The 19,696-nt window shown below is 59.9% G+C and carries 18 protein-coding genes and 2 pseudogenes; 2 read left to right on the top strand and 18 right to left on the bottom strand.

Annotated features, from left to right (window positions below):
* Nucleotides 1-157: 157 nt before the first annotated feature.
* Complete coding sequence (locus PY311_RS09630; RefSeq protein ID WP_286148462.1) at nucleotides 158-991, top strand: HAD-IIA family hydrolase; 834 nt, start codon at nucleotides 158-160, stop codon at nucleotides 989-991.
* Nucleotides 992-1,140: 149 nt separating this feature from the next.
* On the opposite strand, the gene PY311_RS09625 is transcribed toward PY311_RS09630, so the two are convergent.
* From PY311_RS09625 to PY311_RS09555, 15 genes and pseudogenes are all read right to left on the bottom strand, one after another.
* Nucleotides 1,141-1,824, bottom strand: coding sequence for a hypothetical protein (locus tag PY311_RS09625; protein ID WP_286148461.1), 684 nt, complete (start codon nucleotides 1,822-1,824; stop codon nucleotides 1,141-1,143).
* Nucleotides 1,737-2,054 carry a hypothetical protein gene (locus tag PY311_RS09620; protein WP_286148460.1) on the bottom strand — a complete coding sequence of 106 codons (318 nt, stop codon included), beginning with the start codon at nucleotides 2,052-2,054 and terminating at the stop codon, nucleotides 1,737-1,739. The genes PY311_RS09625 and PY311_RS09620 overlap by 88 nt, the downstream gene beginning before the upstream one ends.
* 16 nt (nucleotides 2,055-2,070) lie before the next feature.
* On the bottom strand, nucleotides 2,071-2,472 hold the full coding sequence (locus PY311_RS09615) for a hypothetical protein (protein WP_286148459.1): 402 nt from the start codon (nucleotides 2,470-2,472) through the stop codon (nucleotides 2,071-2,073).
* A 55-nt stretch (nucleotides 2,473-2,527) separates the two neighbouring features.
* Nucleotides 2,528-3,445, bottom strand: a complete 918-nt coding sequence (locus PY311_RS09610; RefSeq protein WP_286148458.1) for a toprim domain-containing protein — start codon at nucleotides 3,443-3,445, stop codon at nucleotides 2,528-2,530.
* A 265-nt stretch (nucleotides 3,446-3,710) separates the two neighbouring features.
* On the bottom strand, nucleotides 3,711-4,631 hold the full coding sequence (locus tag PY311_RS09605; RefSeq protein WP_286148457.1) for a DUF4300 family protein: 921 nt from the start codon (nucleotides 4,629-4,631) through the stop codon (nucleotides 3,711-3,713).
* Between the two features lie 807 nt (nucleotides 4,632-5,438).
* A pseudogene (locus PY311_RS09600) lies at nucleotides 5,439-6,220 on the bottom strand (virulence RhuM family protein); the annotation flags it as partial.
* Nucleotides 6,168-6,428, bottom strand: a complete 261-nt coding sequence (locus PY311_RS09595; RefSeq protein WP_286148478.1) for a GNAT family N-acetyltransferase — start codon at nucleotides 6,426-6,428, stop codon at nucleotides 6,168-6,170. The pseudogene PY311_RS09600 and the gene PY311_RS09595, both read right to left, overlap by 53 nt.
* Before the next feature lie 244 nt (nucleotides 6,429-6,672).
* Nucleotides 6,673-7,425, bottom strand: coding sequence for a response regulator transcription factor (locus PY311_RS09590; RefSeq protein ID WP_286148456.1), 753 nt, complete (start codon nucleotides 7,423-7,425; stop codon nucleotides 6,673-6,675).
* Complete coding sequence (locus tag PY311_RS09585) at nucleotides 7,419-9,104, bottom strand: sensor histidine kinase (protein ID WP_187014430.1); 1,686 nt, start codon at nucleotides 9,102-9,104, stop codon at nucleotides 7,419-7,421. Before PY311_RS09585 ends, PY311_RS09590 begins: the two co-directional genes overlap by 7 nt.
* Complete coding sequence (locus PY311_RS09580) at nucleotides 9,101-10,123, bottom strand: ABC transporter substrate-binding protein (RefSeq protein ID WP_286148455.1); 1,023 nt, start codon at nucleotides 10,121-10,123, stop codon at nucleotides 9,101-9,103. The genes PY311_RS09585 and PY311_RS09580 overlap by 4 nt, the downstream gene beginning before the upstream one ends.
* A 32-nt stretch (nucleotides 10,124-10,155) precedes the next feature.
* Nucleotides 10,156-10,788: a beta-phosphoglucomutase gene (gene pgmB / locus PY311_RS09575; RefSeq protein WP_286148454.1), complete on the bottom strand. Its 633-nt coding sequence runs from the start codon at nucleotides 10,786-10,788 to the stop codon at nucleotides 10,156-10,158.
* Nucleotides 10,776-11,600 carry an HAD family hydrolase gene (locus PY311_RS09570; protein ID WP_286148453.1) on the bottom strand — a complete coding sequence of 275 codons (825 nt, stop codon included), beginning with the start codon at nucleotides 11,598-11,600 and terminating at the stop codon, nucleotides 10,776-10,778. Before PY311_RS09570 ends, pgmB begins: the two co-directional genes overlap by 13 nt.
* Before the next feature lie 99 nt (nucleotides 11,601-11,699).
* Nucleotides 11,700-13,346, bottom strand: coding sequence for an ABC transporter ATP-binding protein (locus PY311_RS09565; protein ID WP_187014434.1), 1,647 nt, complete (start codon nucleotides 13,344-13,346; stop codon nucleotides 11,700-11,702).
* A 3-nt stretch (nucleotides 13,347-13,349) separates the two neighbouring features.
* The gene (locus PY311_RS09560; RefSeq protein ID WP_286148452.1) at nucleotides 13,350-15,179 is read right to left on the bottom strand and encodes an ABC transporter permease; all 1,830 of its coding nucleotides are present in this window, start codon (nucleotides 15,177-15,179) and stop codon (nucleotides 13,350-13,352) included.
* A gap of 188 nt (nucleotides 15,180-15,367) precedes the next feature.
* Nucleotides 15,368-16,759: a hypothetical protein gene (locus PY311_RS09555; RefSeq protein ID WP_286148451.1), complete on the bottom strand. Its 1,392-nt coding sequence runs from the start codon at nucleotides 16,757-16,759 to the stop codon at nucleotides 15,368-15,370.
* A gap of 239 nt (nucleotides 16,760-16,998) precedes the next feature.
* Between PY311_RS09555 and PY311_RS09550 the strand changes: the two genes are divergently transcribed.
* Complete coding sequence (locus PY311_RS09550; RefSeq protein ID WP_286148450.1) at nucleotides 16,999-17,346, top strand: hypothetical protein; 348 nt, start codon at nucleotides 16,999-17,001, stop codon at nucleotides 17,344-17,346.
* On the opposite strand, the pseudogene PY311_RS09545 reads toward PY311_RS09550, so the two are convergent.
* From PY311_RS09545 to PY311_RS09535, 3 genes and pseudogenes are all read right to left on the bottom strand, one after another.
* A pseudogene (locus PY311_RS09545) lies at nucleotides 17,281-17,505 on the bottom strand (transposase); the annotation flags it as partial. The gene PY311_RS09550 and the pseudogene PY311_RS09545 overlap by 66 nt on opposite strands.
* A 394-nt stretch (nucleotides 17,506-17,899) precedes the next feature.
* A complete protein-coding gene (locus PY311_RS09540; protein WP_286148449.1) occupies nucleotides 17,900-18,724 on the bottom strand; it encodes a phage portal protein in 825 nt (274 codons plus the stop codon).
* Entirely contained in the window at nucleotides 18,718-19,404 is a 687-nt protein-coding gene (locus PY311_RS09535) for a phage portal protein (protein ID WP_286148448.1), read from the bottom strand. The genes PY311_RS09540 and PY311_RS09535 overlap by 7 nt, the downstream gene beginning before the upstream one ends.
* Nucleotides 19,405-19,696: the final 292 nt, after the last annotated feature.

The raw sequence follows: 19,696 nt of genomic DNA, 5'->3' as shown, positions 1-19,696 counted from the left end.
AAAGCGCAGACCTCTTTTAAAAGAGGTCTGCGCTTTTGCTTTTCATTGTCAATAGACGGTAAAAATAGCATAGTATTTTCGTAAAGCTTTGAAAACAGCGTGGAAATGTGCCGCAAATTGTGCTATAGTTGCCTTGTAACGAAAGGTGGTATGCAAAATGGAACAGTTTCACACGATCGATTTCAATGCGAAAAAGGGCTTCATCTGCGATATGGACGGTGTGATCTACCACGGCAACCAAATTCTTCCCGGTGTACGGGAATTTATCCAGTGGCTTCATGACGAGAATAAGGAATACCTCTTTTTGACCAATAACAGCGGCTATACCCCTCGGGAGCTGAACCAGAAGCTGGCCCGCATGGGGCTGGATGTTCCGGAGGAGCATTTCTATACCAGTGCGCTGGCCACAGCCGCCTTTTTGAAGGAGCAGGCGCCGGGTTGCTCTGTATTCGCCATCGGCGAGGCGGGGCTGCTGAACGCCCTGTATGACGCGGGCTTCACCATGAACGATGTAAACCCGGACTACGTGGTGGTGGGCGAGGGCCGCGCCTACTCTCTCGATACGCTTACAAAGGCTACAAACCTGGTGATGGCGGGTGCCAAGCTCATCGGCGCCAACTCCGATGTGTCGGGTCCCATTGAAAACGGTATCGCCCCGGCCTGCCGCGCTCTGGTGGCTCCCATTGAAATGGCCACCGGCAAACAGGCGTATTTCTGCGGCAAGCCCAATCCCCTGATGATGCGTACCGGATTGCGTCTGCTGGGCTGTCATTCCGCCGAGGCGGTGATGATCGGCGACCGCATGGATACAGATGTGATTTCCGGATTGGAGAGCGGTATGTCCACGGCGCTGGTGCTCTCCGGCGTTTCTACCCGGGAAACCGTGAACACCTATGCCTATCGTCCCAGTATTGTGCTGGACGGAGTGGGAGACATCCCGGTACTGGCGCGGGCCGGCGCAGGTACCGCAGAAACCATTATTGACCGTTAAATGTGATAGAATAAATAGAGCGCGGAGCGGACAGGATTTCCTGTCCGCTCCGCATTTTTGATTCATTTTTGCCCACCTGCTTCGTGAAAAATAGGGTACGAGGCAGGCATTCAATTTTGTAATCAGCAAAAAGAAAAACCCTCGGAAACTTAAGACAAATATCCAATCAACAGGAAAATCGCAAAAACCGGGCCTGAGATCGGCAATTTAATCATCTTTGCCTGCCCCTGTTCTATCTTGTTCTCCACATAGATGTGCGGATAATAATGAATGTACACCCCATAAGGCACTAAGAGCACGAGGGACGCAATGCACGCCATGGGTTTGGCTTCCAAAATGAAGGCTGCCACATCCGCAAGCAGCAGTATCACCGCAAGCCATCTCATCTTCCGCCTTGTTTTTGTAATGTCGATCCCTGTCTCTTCTTCGGAGAGGTTTTCCACAGTTTCGATTTCACTCAGCATGGAGCTGTAGTAGTTTCTTTCAATCCTGCCCAGCGCATTTAAATATGGGGATACATCCTTTTTTTCTTCTACTAACCGGCCAAAATCAACGAGAGGAATATTCTTTTCAGCAAGTGCATCCCATAACATTTCAATATTCGAAAGGGATTCTTCAAGCACAAGCAGGCGGTTGTATTCCCGATTCAGAAGAACGCATTCCGTCTTATTGGAGCAGTAATCGTCATTGAAAAATGCGGTCATTATATTCAGCAAAAAGTTACGTGCTTCTTCCGCCGGGATCGTCAGCGTGTAGGTCTTGCACTTGCCGCTGATGTCTGCAACTGTAAGCTCAGTCTCTTCTGCCGTTGCCCATGTAGAGGTGTCAGACATCGCATCATAAGCACTTTCATCGCTTTCAGAGTATCCGCAGAGAGCGTAAATTTGCCGTTCTCATCCGTATGCTCACTGATCACCTCGAAGTAGTTGAAGTTTTCACTTTCATCAATATTTGCATCCGGGAGATCCTGTGATAAGGTTTCCGTGTTGATGCCAAGTAAATGATTGCCCGTCAATTCAGGGCAAGTGAAGTAGAGGCTATTATCTAACAGAAACAGCTTCATATTCATAGCGTCATAGTCAGCCACTCGCAGCCCCATAGTGATATCCGGTATAGGTGGCGTCCTTGCCGGGGATGCCGTCCATGGTATCACCCTTACCGACGCCATCCACCATCGTGCCGTCCGAATATTTCACATTGCGGCTGAGTGCTGGCTGGCCATTGCGGGTATATTCGGGAACGCGGAACACCTCAAAGGATGTGGCTTTGCCGCACTCACCGCACTTGAAGGTCTCACGGGTCACAACACTGTTGGCGTCCAGCTCATTGGTGCGGCCGGACGCCTGCATCCAGTGCTCGGCGGGGTCGTGGTAACTGTTCTGCTGGGCGGCAAAGGCGGTGGGGATCATACCCACACACATGACCAGCGTCAGCAGCAGTGCCAGCGCCCTGCGGGAATAATGGTTCTTTTTCAGATTCATAGGTCCTCCTTATATTTTTTGTTTTTTATCCGCGTTGAAAACGATGTTCTTTTGGCTATCGCCCCCTTTCCCAGCTGCAAATCTTTCTTTGCAGATACTCGTTCCAATCCTTGCCGCAGCGCGGTTTCTCCACGGTAACGGCATACCCCTGTAACTGATACTTTTCCTGTAATTGCCGGGCGGCTTTCTGCCCAGGCTCGTCCGCGTCCAGACACAGCGCAATACGGCGGATCTCCGGATGCGCCTGCAAATAGGTCTGCAGTGCGCCGTCATAGAGCCCGCACAGAGCTACGGCGTTGGTTGTGTCTCTGTGGAGCGTGAGGTAGCTCATCAGATCGATGGGCGCTTCAAAGACAAGCACCAGATCTGAGCGCGGATCATGTGGGAGGGAGAAGCCAGTGTTTTTGTCACTGCCGGGAGCGTCTCCCTTAAATCCGGGACCGTCCAGATCATAGGTGCCGCGCAGCCCCGCATACTTCGCCTGTCCGGACTCATCCCTGCCGACGAAGACGCAGTTGTGATGTACCGCATCCTCATACAGTAGACCGGCATTCAGAAACTGTCGGATCACCTGGGCAGCGATGCCCCGCTTACGGAGATAGGCGAAAACCCTTCTGTCATCCGCATTGCGGGGTGGCAGGGAAAGCGCCTGCTTCTGGCTGATTGACTTTGGCTGCGGAGCGGGTGCGTCTCTGGCTTTCCCATGGAAGGTCAGCAGGTATTCCACTGCTTCCGGAAAGGATTTTCCGCAAAACTGCTGGAGGAAGGTAATGGCATCCCCGCCGGTATTCTGGGAATACCGGAACCAGGTACGCCGATCCTTGATCCGCAGGCTGTCCATTTCCGCGGTAGTATGGAAGCGTCCCACGCGCTTGACCTGATAGCCGAGGTGGGAGAGCAGCTCCGGCAGGTCCGTTTCTCTGGCGATCTGCATTTCTGTGTCTGTGAAGCGATTTCTGATCTCGCTTGCCATAATGTGTGCCTCCTTTCTGATGAAACGCAAAAAGCCACCCAGGGCATCCGAGAGATTCGGATGCCCTGGGTGGCTTTTCCCTAAATCGTGTTTTTTTGTTTTGGCTTTAACGTGGGCTTACACGGCGCTATCTTCGTCGGGGGTGTCCGTGTCCGCTGGAGCGGTCACGTCGGCCACACGGGGCGCGACAGAGGCCTCAGTGGGGTTATAAAAGGAAGCAGGAAGTCTGTTTCCGAAGAAGCAGACCTCCTGCCTTATGTGCTGCTTATGACGCACTGTCCAACGGGTTTGGGCGGTATCCATCCATAAGTTCATTATTTTCCATGATGAAGGGACGTGTCGTATCCTGACCCCATGCGGTATCGTATTTTTCCATCAGATAATCGCTCAGTTCGGTTCTGTTCTGAATCTTCACCAGGCGGTACGGCTCCTGAAAGGCCACCTTTTCAATGAAGTACAGGCTTCCGTCCTCTGCCGGCAGTAATACGCCCACGTGCCCGATGAACAGCGTATTGTCCGTATCCGAAAATCGGTCATGGAGGACAACAGAGATCAGACGGGCGGAACTGTCCTCAAAGGAAATACCGCGCTCCGACCAGCCCGCCTGAAGCGCTTTGACCTGATCCGCCACCTCCGTGGTATCTGCGGCAGTTATCGGTGCAAACAATGCGCAGAACTTGGATGTGCTGTCCCCGCAGAGAACGGCGGGATCTGCGGCCAGCGTTTCAAGATCCATAAAGAGGGAGTCCTCGCCCTGTGTTTCCGGCTGATCTACTCCGGCGGTGACGAACTCACCGAATAGGCTGAAGGCCGTGATCCGGCAGTTATAGCCGGGGAAGCTGCCGTTCTTCTCCATCCACAGATCTTGCATCTCATAGGGGTCATATCTGGTCTCGGTGGGAGTGGCGCTCTCAAACCCGCCTGTCAGCCATTCGCTCTTGACGCTGGCATTGAACTGATCCACGCGGTCCAGCAGCAGCTTCGTTCGGGTCTCATCCACATTGGCATCTGCAAGCGCTTCGGTGAGCAGCTTGCGTGAGTCCGCGTCCGTCAGATTGGAGTACGTTACGGTTTCCAGCGGCGGCTGCGCTGAATCTGGCTCGGCTTGCTGCCCGCAGCCTGAGAGTGCCATGAGGAGGAAGCTGACCACCAGAAGCGTGGTCAGGGAATTTCTTTTCAGTTTCATAATTGATTTTGCCTTTCCTTTCATCGATTCTTGCAGGACAAAGCTGAACCTGCCGCGCGGAACACTTAATATGGTAACCGACTCAGCAGGAAAAGTCCATATCGAGTATAACGTTTTCTTTCCAATTAGGTTATGGAGTCCACTTCAGATTATGTGTCCAACTCCCATCTGATAGGAAAAGCCGCGGCCTCACACGCCAGAAGAGAGGCGAGGGATACAGCGGCTGCTGGTTTTCTTTGTTTTTAAGCCTTGGTGTTCGAACCACACCAGACCACAAATCTGGCAGGGCGCATCTTAAAAATGTCGCCTCTCGCGGGGCAAAACTGAAATCTTGAAAAATCGAGTTTTTGCAACTTTTTCATTCTAAAAGTGGCGCGTTATATGTGAAAACACCGCACTTTCGTGCGGTGTTTTTCAGCGTTGCATCTTTCATCAACACATTTTGGAGCTGCTGACCAGATTCGAACTGGTGACCTCATCCTTACCAAGAGATTTTTGGTGTTTTTTTATAATAATTTCCGTTTATTTTTAGTCGTTTTTGTCCCGAATAACGTTGTTTCCAGAACTTTTTCGAAGTGCAGTCCCCGTTGTTTCCACGCTTGTCTGTGGTGAAACTGTGGTCAACCAGCGATTTGTGTAGACAGCGCCTGCGCAAATCGCATCGACTCTGCGCCACAGATAACACCGCAGTTTCTTCGAAAGTCGATATAGTCATCAGGAGGTTGGTATCACAATTTGATACCAACCTCTTTGCCAAAACAGGCGTAATAGCCCATTCATATTTTGGGCCGCTGTAATCAATAAGAGTTAGTTCTCCAACACAGAATTCTCCGCCGACTGCTCCAACATGAGGAAACGATCAAAGTCGCTCTCGTAGAGTCGATCCTGAATAATTCGATATTTCTCAAACTCTGTTTCGGCATGAAGCTTTGCCTGCTCCGCGCTGATTTTACCGGGTCCCGTCAGCAGTTCGTTTCCGTTAAACTCCAAGAACCCGTCCAGACGCTTCGCCCAATCCTCCATACTCATAGGAATTTGCGTTCAGCCTGAAGCTCGGCATAGTCCAAATAGAGAGACACGATCCGTTCCAGATATGACATTTCCTTTTCGCTCAAATAGTTCTTGGCTACGGTCACATCAGCCTTTACGATTTTTCCGTCTGGTGCATTTTCCCAGGTTGCCAGCCCCATGTGTTCTTTCGCCGCATCAGCCCGCTCCACGATCAACTCTGCCGCTGTGTGGCGATGAACGGCATAATGCAGCTTGTTCTGCACGGTCTGGAAAAACAGACGAGTGGTCCTTGCATCCTTGTCGTAGTCGAAAGCTGTAGCGTAGAAATCCGTGACCTTTTGATCGAATTTCCGCTCAGACAGCCGGATTTCACGGATGTACTGGAGCTGACGCTCAAAGTATTCATCTGTGAACATATGTCCTTTTTTCAGACGTTCCTTATCCATGGTCCAGCCTTGGATGGTATGGTCTTTCACGATCTGCCCCGCCCATTTGCGAAACTACACCGCACGGGGATTATTGACCTTAAATCCAACAGCGATGATCATTTGAAGCGTGTAATGCTTCAGTTCTCTCGTTGGTGTCGATGTGCAGATACCGGCAGCCATGCTCCCGGGCGTACTGCTCGTAAAATGCGGCGAAGGCGCGGCCAAGGCCCCGTTTTCCGGCCTGCGGATCGACGGCCAGCGTGTGCAGGACCATGATCTGGTCATCCGGCGCGTCGTACTGCCACGGAGCGCCCGCGTAAATGTCCGCCTGAAGCCGGTTGAAGATGCCGGTGCCCACCACGGCGCCGTCCGCCTTCTCCACGAACAGGTCGCCCCGCTCCAGCGCCGCCTCAGCGGTGGAGCGCACGGGGTACACGCCCCGCACCCAGCCCACCTGCGCGGGGCCGGCCTCCTCTGCGTCGTGGACGTGCTCATAGACCCGGACCACGGCGTCCAGATCTGCGGCATCGGCCTTCCGAATGGTGATCTCCACGAAAAACACTCCTTTGCGTCTTTGCGTCGGCCCGGCGGCGCTCCGCCGGTCACTGGCAGCGCTTCTGATACTCCGATGGGGACATCCCCACGCTTTTTTTGAACGCGCTGCTGAAATAGGCGATGTCCCGGTAGCCCACGGACTCCGCCACCTCGTAGACCTTTACGCGGCAGTCCCGCAGAAGCTCCGTGGCCTTGTGCATCCGGTAGTTGGTGAGATAGGCCGAGAGCGTGTAGGACGTCTCCTTCTTGAAAACATGGCTCAGATGCCCGTCGCTGACGCCCAGACTGCGGGCCACGGACGAGACGCTGATATCCGGGTCGTTGTAATGCTCGGAAAGATAGGCCAGCGCCTCCCGGACGTATTTGCTCTTTTCCGGCCCCTGCCCCTCCGGCAGGACCGGGGCGGCGGAAGCCGCCGGGGCTGCGGCCTGGGCGCGGCTGCGGATGCGGGCGATGGTCTCCTCCAGCTCCCCGTCGTGAAAGGGCTTGAGCAGGTAGTCCGCAGCGCCCAGCTTCAGCGCCGACTGGGCGTAGGAAAAGTCGCTGTACGCGGTGAGAAAGACCACGTGGGCCCGGTTCCCCTCCTCCCGCAGGCGGCGGAGCATCTCGATGCCGTCCAGCTTGGGCATGCGGATGTCGGTGACGATCAGGTCCGGGCGGTAGCGGCGGATGACCTCCAGCCCCTCCTCGCCGTTGGCGGCCTCGCCCACCACGGCGCAGCCCGCCCCGGCCCAGTCCACCGTCAGCACGATGCCCTTGCGGACCAGCTCCTCGTCCTCCACGACGACGACCTTCAGCATGGCGGTTCCTCTCCTTTCCTGAAAACCGGAAGTGTGATGCGGATGCACGCGCCCTCGCCCTGCACGGGGACGAAGCGGACGCCCCGGTCCGGTCCGTACCGGATGCGCAGGATGGCGTCCACATTGTGCAGGCCGAAGTGCCCGCCGGGCCGAGGCGCGCCGTCCCGGTACTGGGCCAGGACCTCCTCCGGCACGCCGCAGCCGTTGTCCCGGACGGTGAGGATCAGGTCCTCCTCCGCGCGGTAGGCGCTGATGCGGATCTCGCCGCCGGAGCGGTCCCGGAAGCCGTGCAGAATGGCGTTTTCCACCAGCGGCTGGAGCATCAGCTTCGGCACCGGCACGTCCCGCAGCGGCTCGTCCACCTCCACCGTCAGGGCGAACGCGCCGGAAAAGCGGATGTTCTGGATCTCCACGTATCGCTCCACAAGGCGCAGCTCCTGCCGCAGAGGGACCAGCTCATCGGCGGAGATGCTGCTGCGCAGGATGTCGGCAAGGTCGGCGGAGATGGTGGCGATCTCCGGGGCCTGATGGATCTTGCCCATCCACTTGATGGTGTCCAGCGTGTTGTACAGGAAGTGGGGGTTGAGCTGGGCCTGCATCATGCGGATCTGAGCCTCGTTCAGCTCCCGCTGCTGGCGCAGGGAGTCCTTCAGATTCTGCCGCAGGCGCTGGGCCATCCGGTTGAACCGACCGGAGAGCTGGCCCATCTCGTCGATGCGGCGGTTGTCCAGCTGGACGTTCAGGTTGCCCTCCTCCACCTCGCGCATGGCGCTGTTGAGGGCGCGGATCGGCTCAAAGAGCTGGCGGCTGAAGCGCATGGACGCCAGCACGCACAGCCCCAGGCACAGCAGCAGGGAAAGCCCCGCCACCAGATACATCAGTTCGGCGGTGCCCTCGGTCATGGGCTTGGGCTGCTGGAGCACCAGACAGAAGCCGGAGCGCGGCTCCTGCCGGACGAAGTAATCATAAGCGCCGTGGCTGTCGGAGAGGGCCTGTCCGGCCAGAAGCTGGCTGCGCAGGCGGGCGGCCAGCGTCTTGGCGGGGAGGTCGGACGAGGCGTACACCTGATCCCAGAAGGGGTCCAGCAGCAGAAGGCGGCTGGTGGCGGTGTACTGCCCGTCGAAAAGCGCGGTGAGCTGGGCGGCGGTGACGTCCGCCACCACGTATCCCAGCGGAACGCTGCCCCGCCGGACGGCGCAGGCCGCCTGAATGCAGGCGGAGCTTTTGGACGATGCGCCGCGGTAGACCACGCCGCCGTCCGCCGCCGCGGCCAGCAGCCCCCAGCGGGGGGAGAGGGAGCCGGAGGCGGGCTGGCTGGAGGTGGAGTAGAGCTGGCGGCCGTCCGCGCCATAAACGGAGAGACTGGCCCCGCCGAGGACCGGCGCGGCCGCGCGGTACAAAACGGAGTAGACGCGCTGCTCGTCCAGCTCGGAGCGGTCCAGCGCCGCCGCCACCGCCGGCTCGGCGCAGAGCTTTTCCATGACGGTCTCGCAGTCGGACAACAGCCCGCTCAGCTCGCCGGACATGGCGTCAAGCTGCGTCTCGGCGGCGTCCGCCGCGCTGCGGGTCAGCGAAAGGCGGAAGATGTTGAGCATCAGCAGCGTGCAGATCAGCAGGGGCAGGATGCCGATGGCCAGAAAGCTGGTGAGCAGCTTCTGGCGGAAGGAGGCGTTTTTCATGACGGCGCCTCCTCCCGCAGAAGCTCCGGCCAGCGGGCGGAGAAGGCGTCCTTCAGCTCCGCCGCCCAGCGGACGGGATAGTCGATGAGCGCCAGCTCGTCCGCAGGGGGCAGTGCGTCGCCGTCGGACACGTCCGTGCGGACGCTGCGGCGGGAGAACTGGCTGACCACCAGCTCCTGCACGTCCCGGCTCTGGGCAAAGTCCAGGAAGGCCCGGGCGTTGTCCGGATGGGGTGCGCCAGCGATCAGGGCGCTGCCGTCCGGCACAGCGCTGGTCCCCTCCTCGGGGTAGACGATGGCGATATCCGCTCCCTGAGCCTGACGCTTCAGGGCGGTCTCCTCCAGCGTCACGCCCACGCGGCAGCTTCCGCCGGCCACCGCGGCCACCACGTCGCCGGAGTCCGGCAGGACCCGGCCCTCCAGCTGGACGGCAAGGCGGTCCAGCTGGTCCCAGTCATCGCCGGGGAGGGCGCAGAGCATGGTGGCCGCCGCCGTGTAGCTGGAGCCGGACACAGTGGGGTCCGCCAGCGCGATGGAGCCGGACCACCGGCCGCTTAGCAGGCTCTCCCACCCGGTCAGCTCGCCGGGGGAGACCAGCTTGGTGTTGTAGATCAGCACCACGGGGAGGGAGGAAAAGGGCGTCCACAGGTCGTCCGCCGGGCGCAGGCCCGGGCGGATCAGGTCCGCCTCGGCGCAGGCGTAGGGCTGAAAGTAGCGCTCATAGGCCGTCAGGCTCTCCACGCCGCCGCCGAAGATCACGTCGCACACCGGCGCGTCCGCCTCGCCCGCGATGCGGGCAAGCAGCTCGTTGGTGCCGCCGGTGACCACCTCGGCCCAGATGCCGGTGCGGGCTTCAAACTCCTTGACAATGGGGCCGTAAACCTCCTCCTTATGAGAGGTGTAGATCACGACCCGGTCGCTCTCCGCCGGGGCCAGCGTCGCCGCAGACTGGCCCGGGGAGCCGGCACAGCCGGTGAGCAGCAGCGCGGTCAGCGCGAGGATCAGGCATCGTCTGCCCATGGCGCGTCCTCCTTTCGGGTTGGATAGAGCAGTCAGACCAGCTCCAAAAGCTCCGGCAGGGACCGGATCTCGTGGTCCGCAAGGCCCTCCGCCGCAGCGGCGGGGCCGAGGGCGGCGCTGGAAAAGCCGCCGCAGCGGGCGGCGCGGACGCCTGCGGCGGCGTCCTCCACCACCAGCGCTTCCGCCGGGGAGACGCCCAGCGCCTGCGCGGCCTTTAAAAACACCTCCGGGTCCGGCTTGGACCGGGCGATCTGCGTCCCGTCCACCACGGCGTGGAAATACGGCGTCAGGCCGGTGCGCTCCAGAATGAAGCGGGCATTTTTGCTGGAGCTGGCCACCGCCAGCAAAAGCCCACGTTCCCGCAGGGCCTTGAGCGTGACTGTTGTATCCGGGGCGACGTCCGCCGGGGTCATTTCGGCGATGAGGGCGCGGTAGCGCTCGTTCTTCTCCGCGGCGAGGGCTTCCTTCTCCACCGGGGTGAAGCTGCGGCCGCAGCCCTCCAGCACGATGTCCAGCGCCTCCATCCGGGATACGCCACGCAGCCGCGCCGCGGCGCGCCCGTCAAGGGGGATGCCGAGACGGCCCGCCAGCGCACGCCACGCCTTGTCGTGGGCCTGATCCGTGCGGACCAGCACGCCGTCCAGATCAAAGATCACTGCGCGCATGAGAGGATCGCCTCCAATTCGTCGCACACGTCCCGGCAGGATCGGGGCGCTTCCCGGACCGCGGCAGCGCGGGAGTCCGCCAGCGTCCGGCGCAGCGCACCGTCCGCCTGCTCCATGAGATAGCACCGGCCCGCCATGTCCAGCATGGCCTGATCGTTCCAGTTGTCGCCGAAGGCCGCCGTCTCCTCCGGCGAAACGCCCAGTGCGCCGCACATCTCCGCAAGGCCGGTGCCCTTGGTGGCGATGGAGAAGTCCAGCCACACAAGGCCCGCCACCGCCATGTGGAACGGCTCGCCCCAGCGGGGGGCGAGGAGCGCGGCGGGGCCGTCCATCCCGTTGGGACAGTAGGCCGCGATCTTCACGATCTCCTCCGGCACGTCCTCGGGCCGGTCCACCATGGTCACGAGATTCCCGTGGTTCACGGCCATCTCGTGGACCAGCTCCGGGCCGCAGCCGCACAGATAGTTGAGGTTCTGCCCCTCGATGATGACGTCGCAGCCGGGAATGTCCATGATGGCGCGGGACAGGGCCAGCGCCTCCTGACGGGGCAGGAGCGTCTTGCTCAGGAGGGGCGCGCCCTCCTCCGTTCCGGGGCCGTACAGCACGGCGCCGTTTTCACACAGAAAGCACATCTCGTCCGCCACGGGGGCGAACAGCGTGCGCATGGAGTGGTACTGCCGGCCGGAGGCGGGACAGAACAGGATATTCCGCTCCCGCAGGCGGCGGATCAGGGGAAACAGCCGCTGGGGCATGACGGTCTCGTCATAGGGCAGCAGCGTGCCGTCGATATCGGATGCAATGAGACGGATCATAAAACGCTCCTTTTTGGGATCAGGATGGAAAACGGAGAAAAGAGGCCCCGGCAGGGGGCCTCTTTCCCGACAGCGCCCGGCCGAGGGACCGGGGCGGATCTACTTCACGCTCAAAGAGCCTTGCGCGATCATCCGGCCGTTCCTACGACTGAATAATACCACGCCGTCGCCCTGAAAGTCCAGACGGATTTTCTGGCCGATGCGGTAGAGCACGCCGCCGAACACCACGCCGGTGAGCAGGAAGCTGCCCACCCGGACCTTCACCGTGGTCTCCATGCCGGTGGGCATGGCGGAGTAGATCTCGCCTTCGATGGCGCCGGAATCGCTCAAACGCAGGAACTCCGGCCGCACGCCGAGAACAAAGTCCCCGTCGGTCAGGGCCGCCTCGTCGCCGAAGTCCTCCGTCTCGTTGACGCGGGCCACGTGATAGCGGAACAGCACGTCCTTGTTGCCCTTTTCCACGCTCTTCTTGTCCAGCGCCCGGGCGTTTTCCGCGTCTCTGCGGGCCTTGTCCTCCGCGTCCGCGCGCTCGTACCACGCGGCCACGTCCAGCGGCTCCTTGGGACGGAAGGAGAGCTGCATCCCGTCCAGCGCGGAGAGGGTCAGCGTTCCGTCGGACTGCTGGGCGCCGCTGGCGTCGATGAAGTTGATGGCGGGGTTGCCCACGAAGTCCGCCACGAACACGTTATTGGGCTTGGCGTACACGTCCAGCGGCGCGTCGTACTGCTGGAGGACGCCGTTTTCAATCAGGCAGATCTTGGTGGCCAGCGTCATGGCCTCCATCTGATCGTGGGTGACGTAGATAAAGGTGGAGCCGGTGTCGATGTGCAGGCGCTGAAGCTCGGAGCGCATCTCAAGGCGCAGCTTCGCGTCCAGATTGCTCAGCGGCTCGTCCATGAACAGCACCGTCGGCTCCGGAGCCAGCGTCCGAGCGATGGCCACGCGCTGCTGCTGGCCGCCGGACAGCTCGGAGGGATAGCGGTCCATGAACATGCCGATCTTCACGATCCGGGCCACGCGGCGCACGGACAGGTCGATCTCCTCCGGCGTCAGCTTGCGCACGGCGGTGACGGGCTTGCCGTCCTTTTCGTACTCAAAGCGGTCGTTGAGCGTGCAGCCGGCGGCGGCGGCCTTGTCCCGGGCGGACTTGAGCGCGGCCTCCAGCTCCGGGCGGCGGGCCTGCGCCACGGTGCCCGGCTCCATGGACTCGTGGAGCTTGTAGCTCATCAGGGTCTTGGCGGCGTAGATGGAAATCTCATAGCGGTCGATCAGCTTGATCTGGGCCTTGTTCACGTCCAGCTTGCCCTTTTTGTCCACGCACTCCACGATGGTCTTTACCACGTCGTCCGGCTTCTGCAGGACGCGCAGCAGCGTTGCGGCGCGGCTGGCGTCCGGGTCGAACTTGGGCAGCTCTTCCTTGATATTGGAAAGGCCGAAGGAGATGTTCTGGTAGACGGTCATGTTGGGCCAGAGGGCGTAGTTCTGGAACAGGAAGCCCACCTTGCGCTTGTTGGGCGGGATATTGATGCCGGCCTCGCTGTCATACACGACCCGGCCGCCGATGGTGATGCGGCCGCTGGTGGGAGTCTCCAGTCCCGCGATCATGCGCAGGGTGGTGGTCTTGCCGCAGCCGGAGGGCCCCAGCAGCGTGACGAAGGCGTTGTCGTCGATAACCAGATTCAGGTCGTCCACAGCGTAGAATTTATCCCAGCGTTTGGTTACGTGGGTCAATACGATCTCAGGCATGATTTAACCTCCTATTCCCTTATCAAGGCTTGCGCCGGTGACCTTGTTGACGAGGGTGTTGCAAATCAGAATGGTGACGATCAGGATCAGGTTGATGCCGCTGGAGAAGGCGTACAGACCCATTTCGTCGAAATAGTCCAGCGTGGTGGAGAGGATGAAGCCCTGAACGCACAGCAGCATGAACAGGCTCAGCTCGCGCAGGCAGGTCATGAACGGCAGCAGATAGCCGCTGATGATGGAGGACTTTTGAATGGGGATGATGATGCGGGTCATCCGCTTGCTCCACGGAATGTCCTGAATGATGGCGGCCTCTTCGATCTCGCCGGAGAGCTGGAGCATGGAGTTCAGGCTGGCCCGGCTGGCGAAGGGGATATATTTAATGGTGCCGACGATGATGAGCAGCGTGTACGTATTGAAGAGGTTAACGTACCGATTGGAAAAGAGAACGAAGAACGCCACGCCCACGGCGATGGAGGGCATCAGATACGGCAGGAAGGCCACCGCGTTGACGTAGTTCGCCCATCGGCTCCGCCTCGTCTTGGATACGGCGTAGCCGATCATGGTGCCGATGGTGCCGGCCAGCAGGGAGCAGCACACGGACACCAGGATCGTTCCGCGGAAGGCGTGCCAGATGGTCTCGTTGTGCAGGATGCCCTTCTGGCCGTACATTCCGTTTTCCGTGATGTTCTCGTCCGTCGTCCACCATTTGACGGTCAGGTTGTCGGCGTCTCCGGTGTATAGGAAGCTGTAATCGCCCGGGTTGGGCAGGAACGTTTCAAATGCAAAGGAGACGATGGGGAAGATGCTGGTGAAAAAGGTGATGACGATCAGCACGGCGGCGATGATGTGCTTGCCCGCCCGGCCCAGATTGATCTTGGAGGTCTGGCCGGACTTGCCGGTGACGGTGGTGTAGTTCTTCCGGCTGCGCAGGCTCATCTGATTCAGGAACATGATGGCCACGCCGAAGATCATCATGATGATGGCGAGGATACTGGCCTCGCCGGTATACTTGGAGTTCAAAGAGACGTACTTGGTGGCGAGGGTGGTCAGGCCCAGATAGTGGGGCACAGGATAGGAGCCCATGGAGCTGCCGAACACCAGCAGGATGGTGGAGAGGATGGCGGGCTTGACCATGGGCAGCGTGATCTTGAACATGGTCTTCCACTTGGGCGTGTCCAGGATCGTGGCGGCCTCCTCAAGGTTGGCGTCCATGTTGCGGAAGATTCCACCGATAAGGATGTAGGCAAAGGGAGCGTAGTGCAGGCCCAGCACCACAAGGCTGGGGAACAGGCCCTTGCACCACCACAGCGGCATCTGCACGCCCAGCGTGGCGGCCAGCAGGCCGTTGGACGTGCCGGTGACGGCGTTGGAGTTGAACAGGTTCTGCCACACCACGGCCAGCGTCCACTGGGGCATGATGTAGGGGAAGATGAAGATGGAGCTGAGGTATTTGCGGCAGGACAGGTTCGTGCGCGTAATGAGGAAGGCGAACAGCCCGCCGAACACGATGGCCACCACGCAGGTGCCCACCGCCAGCAGCACCGTGTTGATGAGCGGCATCCACAGGTTGCTCATGGCAAGGCGGCTGGTGAAAAGGTCGATGTAGTTGACGAGGGTATAGCCGCTGGCCTGACCCGTCAGGTGGGCGTCGATGGTGCCCGCGTGGATCTTGAAGGTATCCTGCACGATGGCGACGATGGGGGCGACGGTGGTCACCGTCAGCACGATGCCCATAATGAGCAGGATGACATTATGGGGCTTTGAGAAGTAGGTTTTGATCCTGTTGAGCTGGATCGTGGACCTGCCGGTGCTCACAGTAGACGACTGGTTCATAGATGACCATTCCTTTCCCAGACTTGTGCGGGCCGCGGCAGGACCGCTCCCACAGGACCGCCAGCGGCGGTGTGCGAACCAAAAAACGCTGGATTTTTCTGGATTTTTGGAGAAAAGCGCCCCTGACGGTCATGAAAGCACCCGTCAGGGGCGTTTTTACGCGTGAGTCAGCGTACCGCGCCGGACGATCAGCCCGCGCTGTACTTGGTCAGCAGCTCGATCCAGCTGCCCACGGTGAAGGCCACGGAGCTGCAGTACTCGGGATCCTCGAGCACCAGCTTGCCCTGATTGGTCCACCACTCATAGCCGTGGTCGTCCTTGGCGGGGAAGGTGTCCACGCCATCCACGTAGCCGCCCTTCTGGTGGCCGTAGGTCGCCTCGATGGCCTCAGCGACGGTGGGGTTGGAGGAGTAGCCGCCCATGTCCTTGCCCCAGGCGGAGAAGCCGTCCTCGGTGCAGGTCATGTAAGCGATGAAGGCGCAGGCGGTCCAGGGCAGGGGAGAGTTGTCGGTGACGAACAGATAGTGGCAGTAGCCGAAGCCGCCGATGCCGGTGTAGCCGTCCTGATAAGCGGCCACGTTCACGTTGTTCACGGAGACGGTGGCGGACTCCTCAACGGAGCGGAGCTTGGAGTACACCAGCAGGCCGAACTGATCCGTGGCGGACTTGTCGACCAGCGTGTTGCAGATGGGGCCGTCATCGGTCTGGGCGTTGTAGCTCTCGACCCACAGCTTGATCCACGCCAGAGCGTACTTGCCGTTCTCACCAAGGCCCAGATCGCTGGCCTCGGAAGCCATGGCGTCGACGGTGGGCTGGAAGTAGGCCTGCTCGTCGGCGGACAGCGCGTCAAACGCCTCCTTCAGCCAGCCGGCGTAAGTATCCTCCGTGAGCATGTACAGGAAGTTCTTGCCCACGATCTCGGAGTCGATGTCCATGTACAGGCCGTGCTCGCCCTCGGCCACGAAGTCCCAGCAGTTGTCATAGGTCTTGGAGCCGGTGTTGTTGTACATAAAGACCTTGTTCAGGGTCTGCAGGGGCAGGAAGCCGGTGTACGCGTCGGCGGTGGTGCCGTTGGCGTCGGCCCAGTCCTTGGGGATGAAGGTATCCAGCACGCCGGGCTGGACCATCTTGCTCTCGATCTGGTTGCCGTCCTGGATCAGGGTCATGGCATAGGTGCCGGTGGGCTTGAGCGCGTCGGCGGTGAGCTGATCGAAGATCTTGTTGTTCTTGGGCTGCTGCCAGTCGTACTCCATGTTATAGCTGGGGTCGATGGACTGCAGATACTCGATGAACAGAGGCAGAGCGGTCTTGCCGCGGCTGGAGTTGCCCACGCCGTAGAACGTGGCGCCGTTGGATTCCTCGATGGCCTTCTTGGCCAGCTCCTCCAGCGTCATGCCCTCGGCCTCGGCGATGATCTTCTGGGTGGCGGTCAGCTCGGCGGCAGGCTCGGCCGGAGCGGCGGAGCCGGAGCCGGAAGCGGAACCGGCACTTGCGGCGGGAGCGCCGGAGCCGCCGCAGCCGGTCAGCAGGGCCGACGTCATGGCGAGGGCCAGCGTCAGTGCAAGAAACCTCTTCTTCATAGGGTGATGTCCTCCTCCAAAATATTTTTTGGTGTTGCGTAACAGAAACTTACTTTGCGTCAGCTTCCAGTTCCATTTTACAGGCCGAAACTGAAAATATCCACTGGACAAATCTGCTGTTATTTGTGAAATCCCAATATTTTTGCACAAACTGCACATCAAACCCGCCGCGCCCGCCGCGCCGGGTGAGCGACCTGCACAGCCGCGCTGCCAAAAAAACGGCGGTGCGGACGGGAAAATTGTGGATTCTGCTGGCGCGGGAGAAAAATTTACGTAAATCCGATGGCGGGAAACGGAACCTTTCAAGCGGCGCGGGCGGGACGGCGGCGCTGGGAATCTGGAAAAGTCAAGCATTAAATGCGCACAATTTTTCACTTCTTGTTTTGTCTAATTTTGACAATCCAACATGGCCGCCGTCATATCCCATGGTCGGCAGCCTGTGTATTTTCCTGTTCAGTTCTCCGTGTTCCGCTCTGCTCACGCCCTCTCCCCTCGAATGTCTGCTGTGCTGTTTCTTCCTGTTACGCGCTCAGTCCGATCTCTCGCAGGCGCTCCCGGAACATGACCTCACTGCTCTTGTACCCTAAGATTTTTCGAGGATAGTTGTTAATCCATTCCTCCGTGGCCGCGATCTCCGCCGCGCTGACCTTGGAGAAATCTGTGCCTTTCGGATGCCGCCGCCTGATCATGCTGTTGGCGTTCTCGTTGCTGCCACTCTCCCACGAGGAATACGGATGGCAGTAGTATGGTTGCCGCGCTGGCGCACAGGCCGTCGATCTTCGCCGTCACCGCCGCCGGGTGCTGTTCAAGCTGGTTGCCGATGGCCTGCGCTGCGAACACGTCGCCGCTGTTGATGCGCACCGTGATCTCGTCCAGCGCTCCCAGACCGGCCAGTTCCTCCGCAAACTGCTTCGGGGTCACCTCGTCGCCCCACCAGCTCGTCTGCGAAATGTCGCCGTAAAGCAGCAGCTCCACCTTGTTTCCTGCCTGATTGCAGAATTTCCAGAATTTCTTGTTTTCGGGCATTTCTGTTTTCCTCCTATTCTCCCGCCGTCTGCGCTTTTCCGATCTCGTCCACCTCGCGCTTGCGCTTGGCCTCTGTCATGTGCAGTTTGATGTTGCGGTTGTAGTCCCCGCCGGTCATTTGCGCCGTCTCCTCCTGCGCCGTGCTGAAACCGGCATCCACCCGCTTGATGGCGGCATCCACCTCCTGCACGGGTTCAGGTTCGTCCGTGCCGGGCCGTTCCACGCACAGGCCGTGTACGCCTTGCGCCGCGCCGGGTCGGTGAAAAAAACCGGCGCGTGGATACGCCCACGGGCGACCGCCTCTGCAAACCACTCCTCATAGACCGGCTGGCAAAAATCGTCCGTGAACCAATCCCGCTGCATACTACAGGTGCGCCAGAACTCGTTGAGTGCGCCGCGAGCCGCCGAATAGCTGGTGGTGAACTGCTTCATCATCACTTCCGGCGGTATCTCCAGCCCCGCGCCGATCAGGCGGATGGTGGCGTTCGTGAAGTCGTCGTACCCGGTGTTCGGGTGCTTCGGGTCTGCAAACTGCACCTCTTCGCCGGGGTTCAGGTCAATGATGGCCCCCGGCCCCAGCTCGATGCTGCTCTGGTCGGCGTTGTCGATCAGCTCCTCCGCCGGTATCATTTCTCCAAACGGTCTGCCGTCCGACGGGTTTTGTGACTTCACGAACACCGTGAACATGGCGCTGATCACCGCCGCCGTGATCTCCGCGTCCGTGTAGCGTCCAAGCTGTTTCAGGCTCTCCAGCACAGGGGCCAGCAGGGGAACGCCCCGCCGCTGGCCGATGCGCTCGCGGTTCATGATGTGCAGCACGTTCCGCCGCCCGGTTGTATCGCCGTAGGCTTCCACTCTTTGCCACGTCAGCCCCGCCGCGTCCACGGCGCTGTTGCTGCCCAGCGGATGCCGGTTGCATATCCAGTATGCCGTCACCATGCCGTCCGCTGCCGTCCGCTGCCGTCCGCGTCGGTCTCCACGCCCTGTACGATGCTCTGTACCTCGTAGCCCTGCACCGTGCAGGGCATCAGCCTGTCAAAGCCGTCCGGGCTGTATACTCGGTCTGCCTCGATCAGCCGCACACGCAGGTCATACGGCGCTCCCGTCTGATGCTTCATAGGTAGCAGGGCAATGGTGTCGCCGTTCATCAGGTAACTCAAAAAGGCGAGCTGCTGGAGCTGATAGAAGTTGTCCATCCTCTCCGCGTCGCATACCGGCGTGTCCGCCCACAGGGCGAACTCCCGCACGAACTGCGCTTGCAGCTTCTCCACCGCCGTCTCGTCCAGTCCCAGATAGTCGCTGTCAAGCTGCGGCGCAGGCATCAATCCACCCGCCACCACGTTCGTCCGCATGGTTTTCAGCGCCGCCGTTGCCGTTGGGATGCCCATGTAAGCGTCTCGGCTCCGCTGCCGCAGAATGTCGATGTTGTCCTCGATGTCCTCCTTGGCGCTGCCGCCGTGGTACATCCAGCCTCTCATGCTCTTTTTCGTCAGGTTGGCTCCGTAGCTGCCATACCCGCTTTTGATCACGCTCAGTGCGACCCTCGCCGCCGCCCGCTTCGCCGCGTGGACGGGAGCCATGGTCATGATTGCCCGGTCAAGGATATTCGGTTTCTTCATGTGCCCCCTCCTCATACGTCGCGGGCCACGGCACGATAGGCGCGGTTTCGTCCGCCGTGCTTATGTCTCTTGCCCAAGCCGCTCGCCTCCTCCTTTTCCATGCAAATAGATAAAAAAATAAATGCGGGAAAACTCTTTTCGAGTTCTCTCGCATTTATTCTAATTATTCAGCCATAAAGGTGAACACAGCCAAAGTGAAAAGTTTCATGACACCTCGACAACTGAATAGCAACGCAATATTCTGCGCTGCTGAAGACAATAAAAACACCCGAGGCTGGTTAAGATAACCAGC

It is taken from the genome of Neopoerus faecalis, from assembly GCF_029218125.1.
GTDB lineage: Bacteria > Bacillota > Clostridia > Oscillospirales > Oscillospiraceae > Oscillibacter > Oscillibacter faecalis_A.
Note: the sequence above shows the minus strand (reverse complement) of the source record. Positions and strands in the feature narration are given on the sequence as shown.